Annotated in this window: 8 protein-coding genes and 2 pseudogenes; 8 read left to right on the forward strand and 2 right to left on the reverse strand. The window is 56.6% G+C overall.

Annotated features, from left to right (window positions below):
- Positions 1-311: 311 nt before the first annotated feature.
- Positions 312-785, reverse strand: a pseudogene (locus BLIJ_RS00200) (DUF4143 domain-containing protein); the annotation flags it as partial.
- A gap of 56 nt (positions 786-841) precedes the next feature.
- Here BLIJ_RS00200 and BLIJ_RS00205 point away from each other — a divergent pair.
- From BLIJ_RS00205 to BLIJ_RS00245, 8 genes and pseudogenes are all read left to right on the forward strand, one after another.
- Positions 842-2,197, forward strand: coding sequence for an IS3-like element ISBlo11 family transposase (locus tag BLIJ_RS00205; protein ID WP_012576493.1), 1,356 nt, complete (start codon positions 842-844; stop codon positions 2,195-2,197).
- A gap of 128 nt (positions 2,198-2,325) precedes the next feature.
- Positions 2,326-3,534, forward strand: coding sequence for an IS256-like element ISBlo5 family transposase (locus tag BLIJ_RS00210; protein ID WP_041981601.1), 1,209 nt, complete (start codon positions 2,326-2,328; stop codon positions 3,532-3,534).
- Between the two features lie 54 nt (positions 3,535-3,588).
- A pseudogene (locus tag BLIJ_RS00215) lies at positions 3,589-5,127 on the forward strand (glycosyltransferase family 2 protein); the annotation flags it as partial.
- A 1,256-nt stretch (positions 5,128-6,383) separates the two neighbouring features.
- A complete protein-coding gene (locus BLIJ_RS00225; RefSeq protein ID WP_012576496.1) occupies positions 6,384-7,406 on the forward strand; it encodes a LacI family DNA-binding transcriptional regulator in 1,023 nt (340 codons plus the stop codon).
- A 248-nt stretch (positions 7,407-7,654) separates the two neighbouring features.
- Positions 7,655-8,962: an ABC transporter substrate-binding protein gene (locus BLIJ_RS00230; protein WP_012576497.1), complete on the forward strand. Its 1,308-nt coding sequence runs from the start codon at positions 7,655-7,657 to the stop codon at positions 8,960-8,962.
- 163 nt (positions 8,963-9,125) lie between these two features.
- Positions 9,126-10,064 carry a carbohydrate ABC transporter permease gene (locus BLIJ_RS00235; protein WP_014484463.1) on the forward strand — a complete coding sequence of 313 codons (939 nt, stop codon included), beginning with the start codon at positions 9,126-9,128 and terminating at the stop codon, positions 10,062-10,064.
- Positions 10,065-10,133: 69 nt separating this feature from the next.
- Entirely contained in the window at positions 10,134-11,012 is an 879-nt protein-coding gene (locus tag BLIJ_RS00240) for a carbohydrate ABC transporter permease (protein ID WP_012576499.1), read from the forward strand.
- Positions 11,013-11,079: 67 nt separating this feature from the next.
- The gene (locus BLIJ_RS00245; RefSeq protein WP_041981603.1) at positions 11,080-12,210 is read left to right on the forward strand and encodes a glycoside hydrolase family 172 protein; all 1,131 of its coding nucleotides are present in this window, start codon (positions 11,080-11,082) and stop codon (positions 12,208-12,210) included.
- A gap of 225 nt (positions 12,211-12,435) precedes the next feature.
- Here the strand turns inward: BLIJ_RS00245 and BLIJ_RS00250 are convergent, their stop codons facing one another.
- Positions 12,436-13,278, reverse strand: coding sequence for an alpha/beta hydrolase (locus tag BLIJ_RS00250; protein ID WP_012576501.1), 843 nt, complete (start codon positions 13,276-13,278; stop codon positions 12,436-12,438).
- Positions 13,279-13,302 lie beyond the last annotated feature (24 nt).

A 13,302-nucleotide genomic window follows, 5' to 3' on the forward strand; every position in this document is an offset into this window, starting at 1 on the left:
AATCGTGCGAACTGCGAACAATTCGCTAAACATCCTTGGTGTGCATTTCATCGGCGCTGCTGGCTCTTGTCGACGCCGACAAACAGAACTATAACGCTGTTATGGGGTTGCTGTGGCTGGTTTCTGCGGTTGGAGACCGTGAGCTTTCTCACATCGAAAACAGTTATATGAGGGTATTGATGTGGTCGATACACGACGTCTGCTCGTGGACGCGGCATATCCCTTGGAACACAACGGTTCTGCCAAAATCACGGCGTGCATCGATTGACACGCCCGATTTTGGCAGAACCGTTGTTTCACCCCTGGCAATGCTATGGTCTAAGCGTTCTGATGGGGGCCACCATGACACCGTCTCGGCGGGTGAAACTGTATTCACCTGTGCCTGTCGCCACCATAAGGAAACTGGGTTTTGACATGGTGGTGGTGTCGATTTTGTCGGCGAGCTTTATTAGGTTGGCAGCACCTTCTTCGATGAGTCGGTTCCCTCCCAGCTTGACTTCGATGAGCCCGTATCGGCCATCCCGCAGGTGAAGGACCGCATCGCACTCAAGCCCAGTTCTGTCGCGGAAGTGGAACACATCGCCATCGAGGGCGTCTGCGTATACGCGGAAGTCTCGTACGCACACACTTTCAAACAACAGTCCAAAAGTCTCGAGATCTTTGATGAGGCTGGCTGGCCCGATTCCTAATGCTGCCGCTGCGATGGAGGGATCGACAAAATGTCTGGTATCTGAAGTGCGTATTACACTCTTGGAGCGCAAATTTGGATTCCACGCAGGCATATCCGATAAGGGGATGCGGACGGAAAGTTGGACGCTTGGGCGTCCGGATTGGAGTCCGCATGTTTTCGATGGAGGATCGGCGCAGGGCCGTTGACCTGTATTTCACGGAGGGCATGACCATCAGGAAGGTCATTGCCGAGCTTGGTTACCCGTCCGAGGGCGCGCTGGTGAAATGGGTTCGCGAGGACCCGCGTTACACGGGCGCGTGCAGGCGTTCGTATACGCTGGAATGCAAGACGAATGCGGCCAGACGCGCGCTCGAGGGCGAGCCCCTCGCCCGCGTGGCGCGCGACGCGGGTTGCACGCCGACGAGCGTGTACCAGTGGATGCGCCGCTACCGGAGCGAGGGGATACTGGGACTGATGGACAGGAGAAACGCGCCGATGCCGGCCGAACCGATGCCCGCGGCCGGCGATGACGTGGAGGAGCTGCGCCGGCAGGTGGAGGTCCTGCGGCTGGAGAACGCGGTGATGCGGGAGACGATCGATGTTTTAAAAGCCGACGACCCGCGCCTCGACCCGTCCATGCTGACGAACAGGGAGAGGACGCGGGTCGTCGACGCGATCAGGGGTGAATTCGGCCTGGCGGCCTGTCTGAAGGCCGTGGGGCTGAAACGCAGCACCTACTATTACGAGCGCGGCGCGATCGCCGCGGGCGACAGGTACGCCGTGCTGCGGGCCCGCGTCGCCGGCCTGTTCGAGCAGGGTGGGCGCGCATGGGGATACCGGACCATCCACCGCATGCTGCGCCTTGACGAGTCCGACCCGATCGTCGTCTCGGAGAAGGTCGTCAGGCGGATCATGCGCGAGGGGGCCATGCGGCCCGTGTACCTGAAGCGGCCGAAGCGGTGGAGCTCCTACGCCGGCGAGATCGGCGAGGCCCCGGCGAACCTCGTGGAGCGGGACTTCCACGCCGACGCGCCGAACATGCTGTGGGTCACGGACGTCACCCAGTTCACCATGGACGGGTACAAGTGCTGGCTTTCCCCGGTGGTCGACTGCTTCGACGGGATGGTGGTCTCCTGGACCTTGTCGCGCTCCCCGAACGCCGACATGGCGAACCGGATGCTCCTTGACGCGGTCGCCACGCTCAGGGACGGGGAACATCCAATCATCCATTCCGACCGCGGCTGCCACTACCGGTGGGACGAATGGATCCGCATCTGCGAGGAGCACGGGCTGATCCGGTCGATGAGCGCCAAGGGATGCAGCCCGGACAACGCGGCCGCCGAGGGGTTCTTCGGCAGGCTCAAGAACGAGTTATTCTACGGGCGGGACTGGAGGGGCGTGGGCTACGAGGAGTTCCGCGAACGCCTGGCCGCCTACCTGACCCACTACAATGAAACCAGGATCAAGAAGTCACTGGACTGGATGAGCCCCGTGCAATACCGCAGAAGTCTTGGACTGGCCGCCTGACCGTCCAAAAAAACATCCGCACCCCCTAACGCCCGATTTTTTGCGCACTTTCGGATTCCGGGTCTGACGTAAGAGGGCATGGCCCGCGTCCTGTGTACGATTTTCATTCGCCAAAACAAAAAACCGCGATTGGAAGCCAGGAGACGGAACCAAGACCCTCGAACATCATACAGATCGACCAGAACCTGCTCGAGACCAGGCTCGACCGCCTGGTCGCCGAAAAGGTCGCCGAGCTATTGAACGCGATGCTCGACGCCGAGGCCGACGAGATCGCCAAAGCCGCCAAGTACGAGCGCACCGGGGAGCGGAAGGCGTACAGGGCCGGCCACTACGACCGGAGCCTGACCGCCAAGGCCGGCAGGCTCGCGTTGAAGGTGCCCAAACTCAAGGGCGCGGTCTTCGAGTCCGCGGTCATCGAACGATACCGGAGACGCGAGGAGAGTGTCGAGGAGGCCCTCATCGACATGTACCTGGCCGGCGTGAGCACCCGGCAGGTGGACGACATCAGCCAATTGCTGTGGGGCGACAGGATGCCGTCCCAGACCCTGAGCGACAAGCTCAAGAAGGTGTACGGGGAGATCGAGGCGTGGCGCACGAGGCCGTTGGAGGACGAGTACCCGTACGTGTTCATGGACGGCGTGTGGCACAAGCGTTCATGGGGCGGGCACGTGGAGAACGTCAGCGTCCCGGTCGCCATCGGAGTCAACGCGGAGGGGCACCGCGAGGTGATCGGCGTGGCCGAGGGCATGAAGGAGGACAGGGACAGCTGGGAGCAGTTCGTCCGCTCCATGATCGAACGCGGCCTGAAGGGCGTGCGCCTGGTGGTCGGCGACCGGTGCGCCGGACTCGTCGCCACGGTCGGCTCGATGCTGCCCAAGGCGAGATACCAGCGGTGCATGGTGCATTTCATGCGCAACGTGCTCTCGAAGACGCCGCCGACACACCGCGAATGGGCGTCCGCCGCCCTCAAGGCCATATTCGCCATGGAATCCCGGGAATCCGCCCTGGCCAAGGCCGAACAGGTCGCCACGGAGATGGAATCCAGGAGGCTCAAGGCCGCCGCGAGCTGCCTGCGCGAGGGCGTCGGCGAGACGACGACCTACCTGCTGGACGAGTTCCCGGACGGGCACCGCAGGAGGATCCGCACGAACAACATGATCGAGCGGCCGGACAGGGAGATCCGCCGGCGCACGCGCGTGGTGGGCGGCTTCCCCGACGGGAACAGCGCGTTGATGCTCATATGCGCCCGCATCCGTCACGTCACCGCGAACGAATGGTCGACCCGCCGCTATCTCGACATGTCCCGGCTCGGTGACAACCTCGTGGAAGCGAACTGACTATCGCGCCATGGACGGCCACGATCCAAAGTGCGCAACTTTTCGGGCACTACCCAGGCCGATACTTGGCTGATCGAAGATCATACCGACGATTTCTTCTGCGATCAGGTATTGCGCGGTCTTGCGCGAGACTTGCGTTTGACGGAACAGGCGTTGAACGAATCGATCACTTTGCAGCAGCATGTCGACGCGAATCGCATTCTGCAACTGTACGAACGTTTGGTGCGTATCTTCACCGCAAAAGGATGGTCTTTCGAACGCAAACTGTACGCATCGACTTCTCGCGAAGGCAACAAGGCCATGAATCTGAATTCGTTCATCGGGTTGATGGGCCACTCGTTGAAGCGTGTGGAAACGTCGGATGGCGTGATTTTGCGTGACGTGCGCGAGGACGAATCTCCGGATTTCGTGATGCGCGATTCCGAATATGTGTTGACATTGGATGCCGATTCCATGCTGCTGCGCGATTACTGCCTGCGTTTGGTGTACCAGATGGAACAGCCGGGCAACGAGCGTATGGCCGTGATTCAAACCCCGTATTCCTCGTATCGTGGTGCGCCGACGCGAATCGAACGCATAGCGGCCGCCACCACCGACATTCAGCACATGCTGCATCAGGGCATGACGTACTATGATGCCACGTTCTGGGTGGGTGCGAACGCGGTGATTCGCAAGGCCGCGCTTGACGACATTTGCGTGGTCTCAACTGAGGGCACGCGCACGGTGAAAACGTATATTCAGGATCGCACGGTGATTGAAGACACCGAATCCAGCATTGATTTGGGCTATTTCGGCTGGCATTTGGTTAATTATCCGGAGCGGTTGAGTTATAGTGCCACGCCTCCGGATTTCGGCTCGCTGGTGGTGCAGCGGCGACGTTGGGCGAACGGTGGTCTGCTAATCATCGGCAAATTCTTCCGCATTGTGCATGCCCGGCATCAGCAGGGCAATGATGTGAAGCTGGGCGAGTGGGCGTTGCGCGTGAACTACATGGCGTCCATCGCATGGTCGAGTTTCGGCTTGATGTTCCTGTTGGCGTATCCGTTCGATCAGCGGTTGCTGAGCCCGTGGGTGGTGCTCGCTTCGTTGCCGTATTTTGCCACCATGTCGAGTGATTTGAAACGTAACGGGTATAAGCGTTCTGATATTTTCCGTATTTACGGTTTCAATATCGTGCTGTTGACGGTGAATCTTTCCGGTACGCTCAAGTCGATTCAGCAGGGCATGACGAACACGAAGATTCCGTTCGCGCGTACGCCGAAGGTCAATAATCGTACTGCGTCTCCGGCATTGTATGTGACGATGCCGTGGGTGATCATTATTTATTCGTGCATGGTGTTCTATGCCGATACGTTTTCGCATAATTGGGGTAGCGCGGTGTTCGCCGGATTCAATGCGATCGTGACATTCTGGGCGCTGACCGCATATATCGGCATCTGGCATTCCGTGCAAGACATGGTGCTCGGTCTGATTCGCTGGTTTTTCGTGCCGATCAAGGAGCCGCAGCAGGAGGCGGTCCGCAAGAAGTCCTCTTGGCGTGACACCCTCTACTTTGGCGACCGCCAAATGATCTACGAGTCCCGCCCGCTCTGATTGATATGCGCGTGCCGGGCCGTTCGCGCGTATTCCGAAAGCATAAAAGAGTTGTTATCTTCGTGTGAAGGTATCATTGAGGTACAAACTTTTGAAAACCTTGTCCGTATCGGCTTGCCGGTCGGTCGGAACGGGCTGAGAAGGTTTGCAAATCCGCAAAGAAGGTTTCCGCCGTGCTACTTGTCCTACGTTAGAAGTGGCTAGGCTAGGGGCGGGTCGAAGCGACCTTGTGTCGAGCGCCTCCTAGGGTCCGATGGGAATGGGATCGTCCGTGCGGAGGGACGGTAAACAAAGCCTTCGATGGCGCGGTAATTCCGGGAGCAAGACCCATCGTGCTCCCGGTTTTTATACATATGGCAAGGGGTTGCGTTGGCGGATGGCGGCAGGTGGAAGACAATCCGCGCGCAAGCAGTTGCATATGCGCAGCGTTTATCCCAGAAGAGAATGGTGTTGCGCTGCTCAAACAATGTTGTCATCGAAATCAACTAGGACGCAGATAATTTTCTGCACTTTCTAGGGGTGGATTGTCTGCTGCCACGAAGCGTATATCAAGACAAGAATAATCGACGGAAATCGGTTTCTAGGCTTTTCGTTGAGTTATCTCAAAGTACTTTGAGTGATGAGACGTTACTTTCGGGTATGCGCTGTCTTCATGACGAGGCGACCATTGACAAGAAAATCGCGGTCATGAATTTCATGCTACAAGCCGAGTCCGCTCGATTAACGTCGGTGCTAAAATGCGCGGAAAATGATTCAGTTTATTCGTTTTTCATAGGCGATGGCAATCATTGCGTTGGAATCACGTTGCATAAAGTGCAAAATCCGATCGATCCAGATGGAAAGGTCTATTTTCCGAGATCTTTTCAGTATTATGCCCGCGGAATTGAGTCCATGAAGGATTTTGCAGACAAACTTGACGTGTCGAGCATAACTTTGGTGCCTGTCCCATCGCCGGTTGATACAAAACCTGTCCGTCACAGAAAGCGAAAGAAGTAGCTGCAAAATCTGCGGTAGTTTGTTTGTTCCTCTTATTATCGGGGAATGATGGGCAGGCGTGTCAAAACGTTTGACAAATCGGAGTTACTGTTTTACGATTAGTGAAACGTTTCGACGAAACGATTCGATAAATTTGTCGAACAGGGTCCGTAGGAGAGATTCCGGGAGACTTGGCGGATGGTTTCGTTGGATGATGAGTGAGGATTGCGGCACGCGCAATGTGTGGCGCAAGCGATTTGGAGAGCCGAAGGAGGCGGAAGATGGCGGGCATCAAAGATGTAGCCCAGGAGGCGGGAGTGTCGGTTAGCACCGTTTCGTACGTGCTTTCCGGCAAGCGTTCCATCTCCGCCAAAACCACCGATAAGGTGATGGCCGCCGTTGAACGACTTGGATATACTCCGGATGCCAGCGCCCGTAAAATGCGTGGTATGCGCAATCATATTTTTGCGCTCAGCGCGCCGATTCGCGGTGATATCAATCAGGCCAAATACAACGCTTACTTTCTGCAGACCGCATGGCAGGCAAAGAACCGTGGCTACGATGTGCTGTTGCTTACCGGCGAGGACGCGGTGGCCGACATTCGGCGCGTGACGCAAAGCAACTTGGTTGATGGCGTGGTGCTGCTCGACATTGAGGAACATGACGAGCGTACCGCCCAGGCTGGCTCATATTCCAAACCCTGTGTGGCCATCGGTTACCCTGCAGAGCATGAAGGCTGTGCCTGTGTCGATATCGATTTTGCCACGGCTGGTCGTATGGCTGTGGATTGCCTGTATTCCAAGGGGCATCGGAGTGCTATGTTTTTGCGTGACAATGAGACCGATTGCGATCGCGGTTCGGGCTATGTGCTGCTGTTCCGCAAGGCTTTGCTGGAACGTGCCGAAGAGTTGGGCATGACGATTCATGAATCCTTCAAGCATCGTGACGATCGCTTTGATGCCGTGGAATTCGTGCGTGAGCTTTGTTCTTTGGATGAGCGCCCCACGGCGATTGTCAACCAGGCGAACGCCAATGTGCTGAAGTTGGTATTGCAGCAATTACAGGCTTCGGGATTGCGGGTGCCAGATGATATTTCGGTATTGTCGTGCGGCACGTATTTCGAGGGAGAGCTGATGCCGCAGCCGATTACCGAGATGCCGGTCATGCCGCAGGAATTATGTTCTAAGGCTGTGGATCTGCTGGTCGACGCCATCGATGAGCGTCGCGACATCAAGGGATTGGTGGAACTGTCCGCTCCGGTCATGCATAGTCGAGGTTCCGTTACCAAAGTTGGTGACGTGTGAAAAGAAAACTGTAGGAGTATGTCCGTGAAAGGCGGACGGATTTCCGTATCCATAATCGAAACGATTCGAAAGTAAGTGAAGGCGTTGTAGCCGAAGCGAAGATGGTGATTGCCGAATTGAAAAGCGCTAATCCGCGGCCATCGTCGAAACGTTTCGAAAAAAGGAGGCGACACATATCAATCTTCATAACTGAAAAACAACTTGAGACATAACTCAACAACACAACCACCAATAACAAAGGAGAAACCATGAAGATCACACGAGGCATCGCACTTGCGGCCGCGGTGGCAATGTCGCTGACCACGCTCGCTGCATGCGGCAGCGACACCGCGCAAGATGAGGAAACGCCAGACAGCCTGTCGTTCTGGTATTACGAGGAAGACGACGCTGGCCAGACCCAGGCATGGCGTCGCGCCGCGGAAGCCTTCGAAAAGGAAACGGGTGTCAAAATCAATTTCGAACGCAAGTCGTTCACGCAGATCGCGCAGAACGGCAGCCAATTCCTCAATTCCGATGAGGCGCCGGATCTTATGGAATCCAATCGCGGCAACGGTTCGGCCGGCGTGCTCTCCACCATGGGGCTGCTCACCGATTTGGGTGATTACGTCGATCAATACGGTTGGGACAAGAAGGTGACCGGCGCCAATGCGGCCGTGGCCAAGTATGATGAAAACGGCATCATGGATGGTGACACCTGGTACGGCATGACCAGTTACGCGGAATTCCAGCGCGTCTACTACAACAAGGATCTGTTCGCCAAGTACGGGCTGGAGATTCCGACCACCTATGACGAGTTCGTGGACGTCTGCCAGAAATTCGTGGATGCCGGAGTGACGCCGATCGCCGCCGACGCGCAGGAATACGGCGTGATGTGGCTGTGGTGGCAGCTGGTTTCCAAGGAGGCCGACGCCAAATTCATCGACAACTGGCAGCTCTACAAGGGCGATGTCGACTGGAATTCCAACATTCTCACCAATTCCGTGAGCACCATCAACGACTGGCTCGACAAGGGCTTCATCTCCCGCAACGCCACCGGTATGAAGGCCGAAGACACCACGCAGGCATTCATCAAGGGGGAGTATCCGATCTATCAGACCGGCACCTGGAATCAGGGACGTTTCGTCAAGCAGATCACCACTTTCGATTGGGACGCCGCGGTGATGCCGGAATCGAATTTCGCGATTGGCTGCGCAGGCAATCTGCTGGTGATTCCGGAACGCTCGCACCACAAGGATCTCGCTGCGAAGTTCATTGACTACGTGCTTTCCGACGATGTGCAGAACTACCTCGGCAACGCCGGCGGAATTCCGGTGGCGGGCGACGCCAGCAAGATCAACGACGAGAAGAGCAAGGCCATGATCGAGGAATACGCCTCCTACGCCAATGATGGCAAGCTCAGCTACTACCCGGATTACGCCGCTTCCAACCTTACCGATGCTGTTCCGGCGGAATTCCAGGAACTGGTGAACGGCACCAAGAAGCCGGCCGACGTGCTCAAGGGTATCCACGAGAAGTACGACGTCGGTGTGGAAGACATGGGCGTCAAGACCAACTGATCGTATATCTGATCTCATATCCGACATCGCACGGGATTATTCCGGTTTTGCTCAGTATCAATCATGAATAATCCCGTGCGGTATCGCAAATTACAACTTGCGAACCAATATCGCAATCGTCAATATTCACAGGCAACGCAGCGCAACCAAAGGAAAAGCCAAAATGTCAAAGAAGACCAAAAACGGGGGAGTCTCAATGTCAAGGCTTCCCGGAAACCGTTCCGCAAAATTCGTACCATATCTTGTTCCCGGACTGGTAGGTCTGCTCGTTATCGTCGTTATTCCATTCGCATGGAACATTTATTTGAGTTTCACTCGCTGGCGCGGAGTTGGTCCTGCTAAATTCGTCGGATTGCAGAATTGGAAACGTCTGTTCGCTGATTCCACGTTCTGGATTTCATTCGCTAATTCATTCTGGATTATTGTGGCTATCGTAGTTATTCCTACGATTCTCGGACTTTTTATTTCGTCACTGTTGACTGACGTTATTCAGAAGAAATTCGGTGGAAAGACGGCTTCTTTTCTGCGGGCCATGTTCTACCTGCCGCAGCTGCTGCCAGTTGCGGTCGCGGCCATCATCATGGGCTGGATTTTCCGCCCGGAAGATGGTGCGGTGAACGCGCTGCTCGTTAAGCTCGGCCTGGGATCACTGCAGCATAATTGGCTCGGTAGTCCTGATAGCGCGCTTCCGGTACTGATGTTCATCCTGGTGTGGATTCAGCTGGGCTATCCGATAGTGATTTTCATGTCCGGTCTGCAGCGCGTGGATCCTGAACTTTACGAGGCGGCTGGTCTTGACGGAGCCAACTGGTGGCAGAAATTCCGTGTGGTCACGCTGCCATCCATTATTCCCGAACTGCTGGTGGTCATCCTTACTGCCACCATCGGTGCGCTGAAAACCTTCGCACCGGTCTATCTGCTCACCAAAGGCGGGCCGGGAACGGCAACTACCGTGCCATCGTACTATTCCTACAATCAATTCTTCCAAGTGCAACAAGTCGGCTACGGCGCGGCCATCTCCACAGCGCTCACCGTGGTCATCATCGTGTTCTCCATCGTGTTCACCATGGTGCAGAAGCACGTCGAAAAGGAACTGGTCTGAACGGTCCAAACCGTAACAGACCCGCCAAATGTAAGACTCGCAAGACTTCGAAAGCCGAGGAAAACAACCATGACGCAAACCATGACCGCATCGGCAGCGCGGAAAGCATCCAAGAAAACCCAACATGTGCGCTCGACCGGCGATTGGATCACCCTCATTGTGCTCATCGCAGCCGCACTGCTCGTGCTTTTCCCGCTGCTCGTACTCACCATCAACGCATTCAAAACGCCTGTCGATTACAATGCCACCGGTCCGCTTTCTCTGCCGAAACACTTCACCATGGATGGCATTATCTCCTTCTGGACCACCACCAAATTCCCGCTGAAATTCTGGAACAGCCTGGTTATTTCACTGGTAGTGGCAGTGGCCGCCGTCGTGCTTTCCGTGCTGAACTCTTTCGCGCTCGGCATCGGCAGGGTCAAAGGCAACACATGGATTGTGCTCGCCATCATGCTCGCCAATATGATGCCGCAGGAAGCGCTGCTCTACCCGCTGTACACCATGTTCAAGCAGGTCGGACTGTACAACACCAAACTGGCGATCATCATCATCTTCACCATCATCCAAAGCGCATACGGCACATATCTGCTGTCGTCCGTATACGGTACGTTTCCGCAGGCCATTCTCGAAGCGGCGGCCATCGACGGCGCCTCGCGCTGGCAGATTCTGCGCAAGGTGGTGCTGCCGATTTCCTGGTCGACCATCAGTGTGCTGTTCGTGTTCTTTTTCGTGTGGACATGGAACGAATACATGATTCCGATGGCGTTCCTGATGAGCGATGACGTGCAGACCATTCCGCTGGCGCTCGCCACCTTGCAGGGGCAGCGCACGATGGATGCGACCACGCTTGCTTCGGCTTCGCTGCTCAGCATTGTGCCGACCATTATCTTCTTCATTATTTTCCAGCGCAAGTTGTCGCAAGGCATCACCGCCGGTGCCGTAAAGTAGCAGAAAAGGGGCGCCGATGACTCAACATAACGATTGGAGCGCTATGCAGCAAAGTTCGTATCATGATATGCAGGTCGATTCGTCGGGTGCGTTCGCCGCGCGCAGTCCGATGGACTCGCTTGCGGTTGCGGTACCAGGGCGCACGCGTTGTGTGAACGCCGAGAATCCCACGGGCGGCAAGGGCACTGCGGCCAGTGCGGCCAGTGCACTTGGCCCGTCGCGCAAAGGCAGCCCCTGCATCCAAACCGTGAAAGCGGGGGAGAACGTCACTTTGATGGATGTGGACGGTCCGGGCGTGATCCGCCATATTTGGATGACCGTCACTGACCGCACGTCGCCTACCGGTCCGAACGTGCTTCGTGACCTGATCTTGGAATTCTATTGGGATGGCGAGAAAACCCCGTCCGCGCAATGCCCGATCGGCGACTTCTTCTGCTGCGGCCACGCGCAGGCCTGCCGAGTCAATTCGGTGCCGGTGGTGGTCGTACCCAATCGCGGCTTCAACTGCTATTTCTCCATGCCGTTCGAACATGCGCGCATTGTGCTCCGCAACGATCATAATGAAGACGTTCCCGCGTTCTTCTACCAGATCGACTACACCGAATATGACTCGCTTCCGGCCGGCACCATGCGCTTTCATGCGCAGTGGCGTCGCGAGCGCGTCACCGAACCGGCCCGCGATTATGTGGTGCTTGACGGCGTGCACGGTCGTGGCGCGTATATCGGCACGTATCTGGCGCTCACCGCGTTAGAAAGCCGATGGTGGGGCGAGGGCGAAGTCAAGATGTACATCGATGGAGACGATCAGTACCCTACATGGTGTAGCACCGGTGCCGAGGATTATTTCGGTGGCGCGTGGAGTTTCGCTGATTTTGACGAGCGTGGGCGCATGCATGAGCAGACATTCTGTGCGCCGTACGTCGGATTCCCGTTCTACTCGCAGCGTCTCGCCTCGCATCGCGAGAGCGCGTATTGGGATGTGAATACCCCTGTGACCCGCGGACTATATCGCTGGCACATTCCCGATCCGATTTATTTCGAGCATGATTTGCGCGTGGAATGGCAGCAGATCGGCACTGAAGAGGGTGGCAATTTCGAACGTCAGGACGACGTCGCTTCCGTCGCGTACTGGTATCAGCTCGAGCCGCACACGCCGTTCGATCCGATTGGAGATCGTCATTTCCGCCAGCCCCGCTGATTTTCACCCCCGAACCTGTGATTTCCGGTCTATCCGGTCGGTCCGGGGGTGTTGTGCTGTCTGCACGACTTGCGTTCTGTGTCTGCACGACTTGCGTTCTGTGTCTGCACAACCCGGGTTTTAACCCGATTTTGTGGGTTGTGCAGACGCAGGGTGCGGGTTGGTGCAGACGGGAAATGCGACTTGTACAGACGGGGTCAGATATCACGGCGTCTGCGGCGCTGATTATCGTGCGAACGTTCTGCGCATCCACGCGACAGCCAGTTGCGTCCAGATCTGCATGCTCGGTTCGATGCCGTCGATGCCCTGCCATGCGGTTTCCGCAATGCCCAACGACAGTCCGTGACCGCCCTGCGGGAACAGGTGCGCCTCCACACTGACGCCAGCCTTCTTGCAGGCGTCGATCAGCATCAGTGTGTTCTCATATGGCACGACTTCGTCGGGAACGGTGTGCCATACGAACACCGGCGGTGTTTTAGTGTCGATATGGTGTTCGATCGATACGGATTCGAGCGTTTCCGTATCGTTTCGGCGCTCGCCAAGCAGCGAGTCGAAGCTACCGCGATGCGCGAGCGGGCCGGACGTGATCACCGGATAGGCGAGCATTAAACCATTCGGGCGCACCGCATCCGGATCGTAACCATGGGCGGCGAGCACGTCGTCGCTGGCGGACGTGGCGAGATTCGCAGCCAGATGACCACCTGCGGAAAAACCGATCACGGCAATCGCTTCCGGATCAACATGCCATTCGGCTGCATGCTCGCGAATCATCTTCATCGCATCAGCGGCTTCCAAAAGCGCAATTGGAAAAACGGAAGGCTTCACCGAATATCGCAGCACAAAAGCGTTAAAACCTGCCGCCAGAAACTGCATTGCAATCGGCTCGGCCTCGCGATCCGACGTCATTTCGTAACCGCCGCCCGGAATCACGAGAACGGACGGACGCACACGATCGGGAACGATTTCTTCACTGTTATCAAGGCAATATCCGACGAATTTCGCTGCGCTGCCGTCGATGCCGGAAATTTCTATTCGAAATATTTCATATATCCACCATAGGTGGAACACGGCGCACGTTATGCAGGAATTATT

It is taken from the genome of Bifidobacterium longum subsp. infantis ATCC 15697 = JCM 1222 = DSM 20088, from assembly GCF_000269965.1.
Classification (GTDB): domain Bacteria; phylum Actinomycetota; class Actinomycetes; order Actinomycetales; family Bifidobacteriaceae; genus Bifidobacterium; species Bifidobacterium infantis.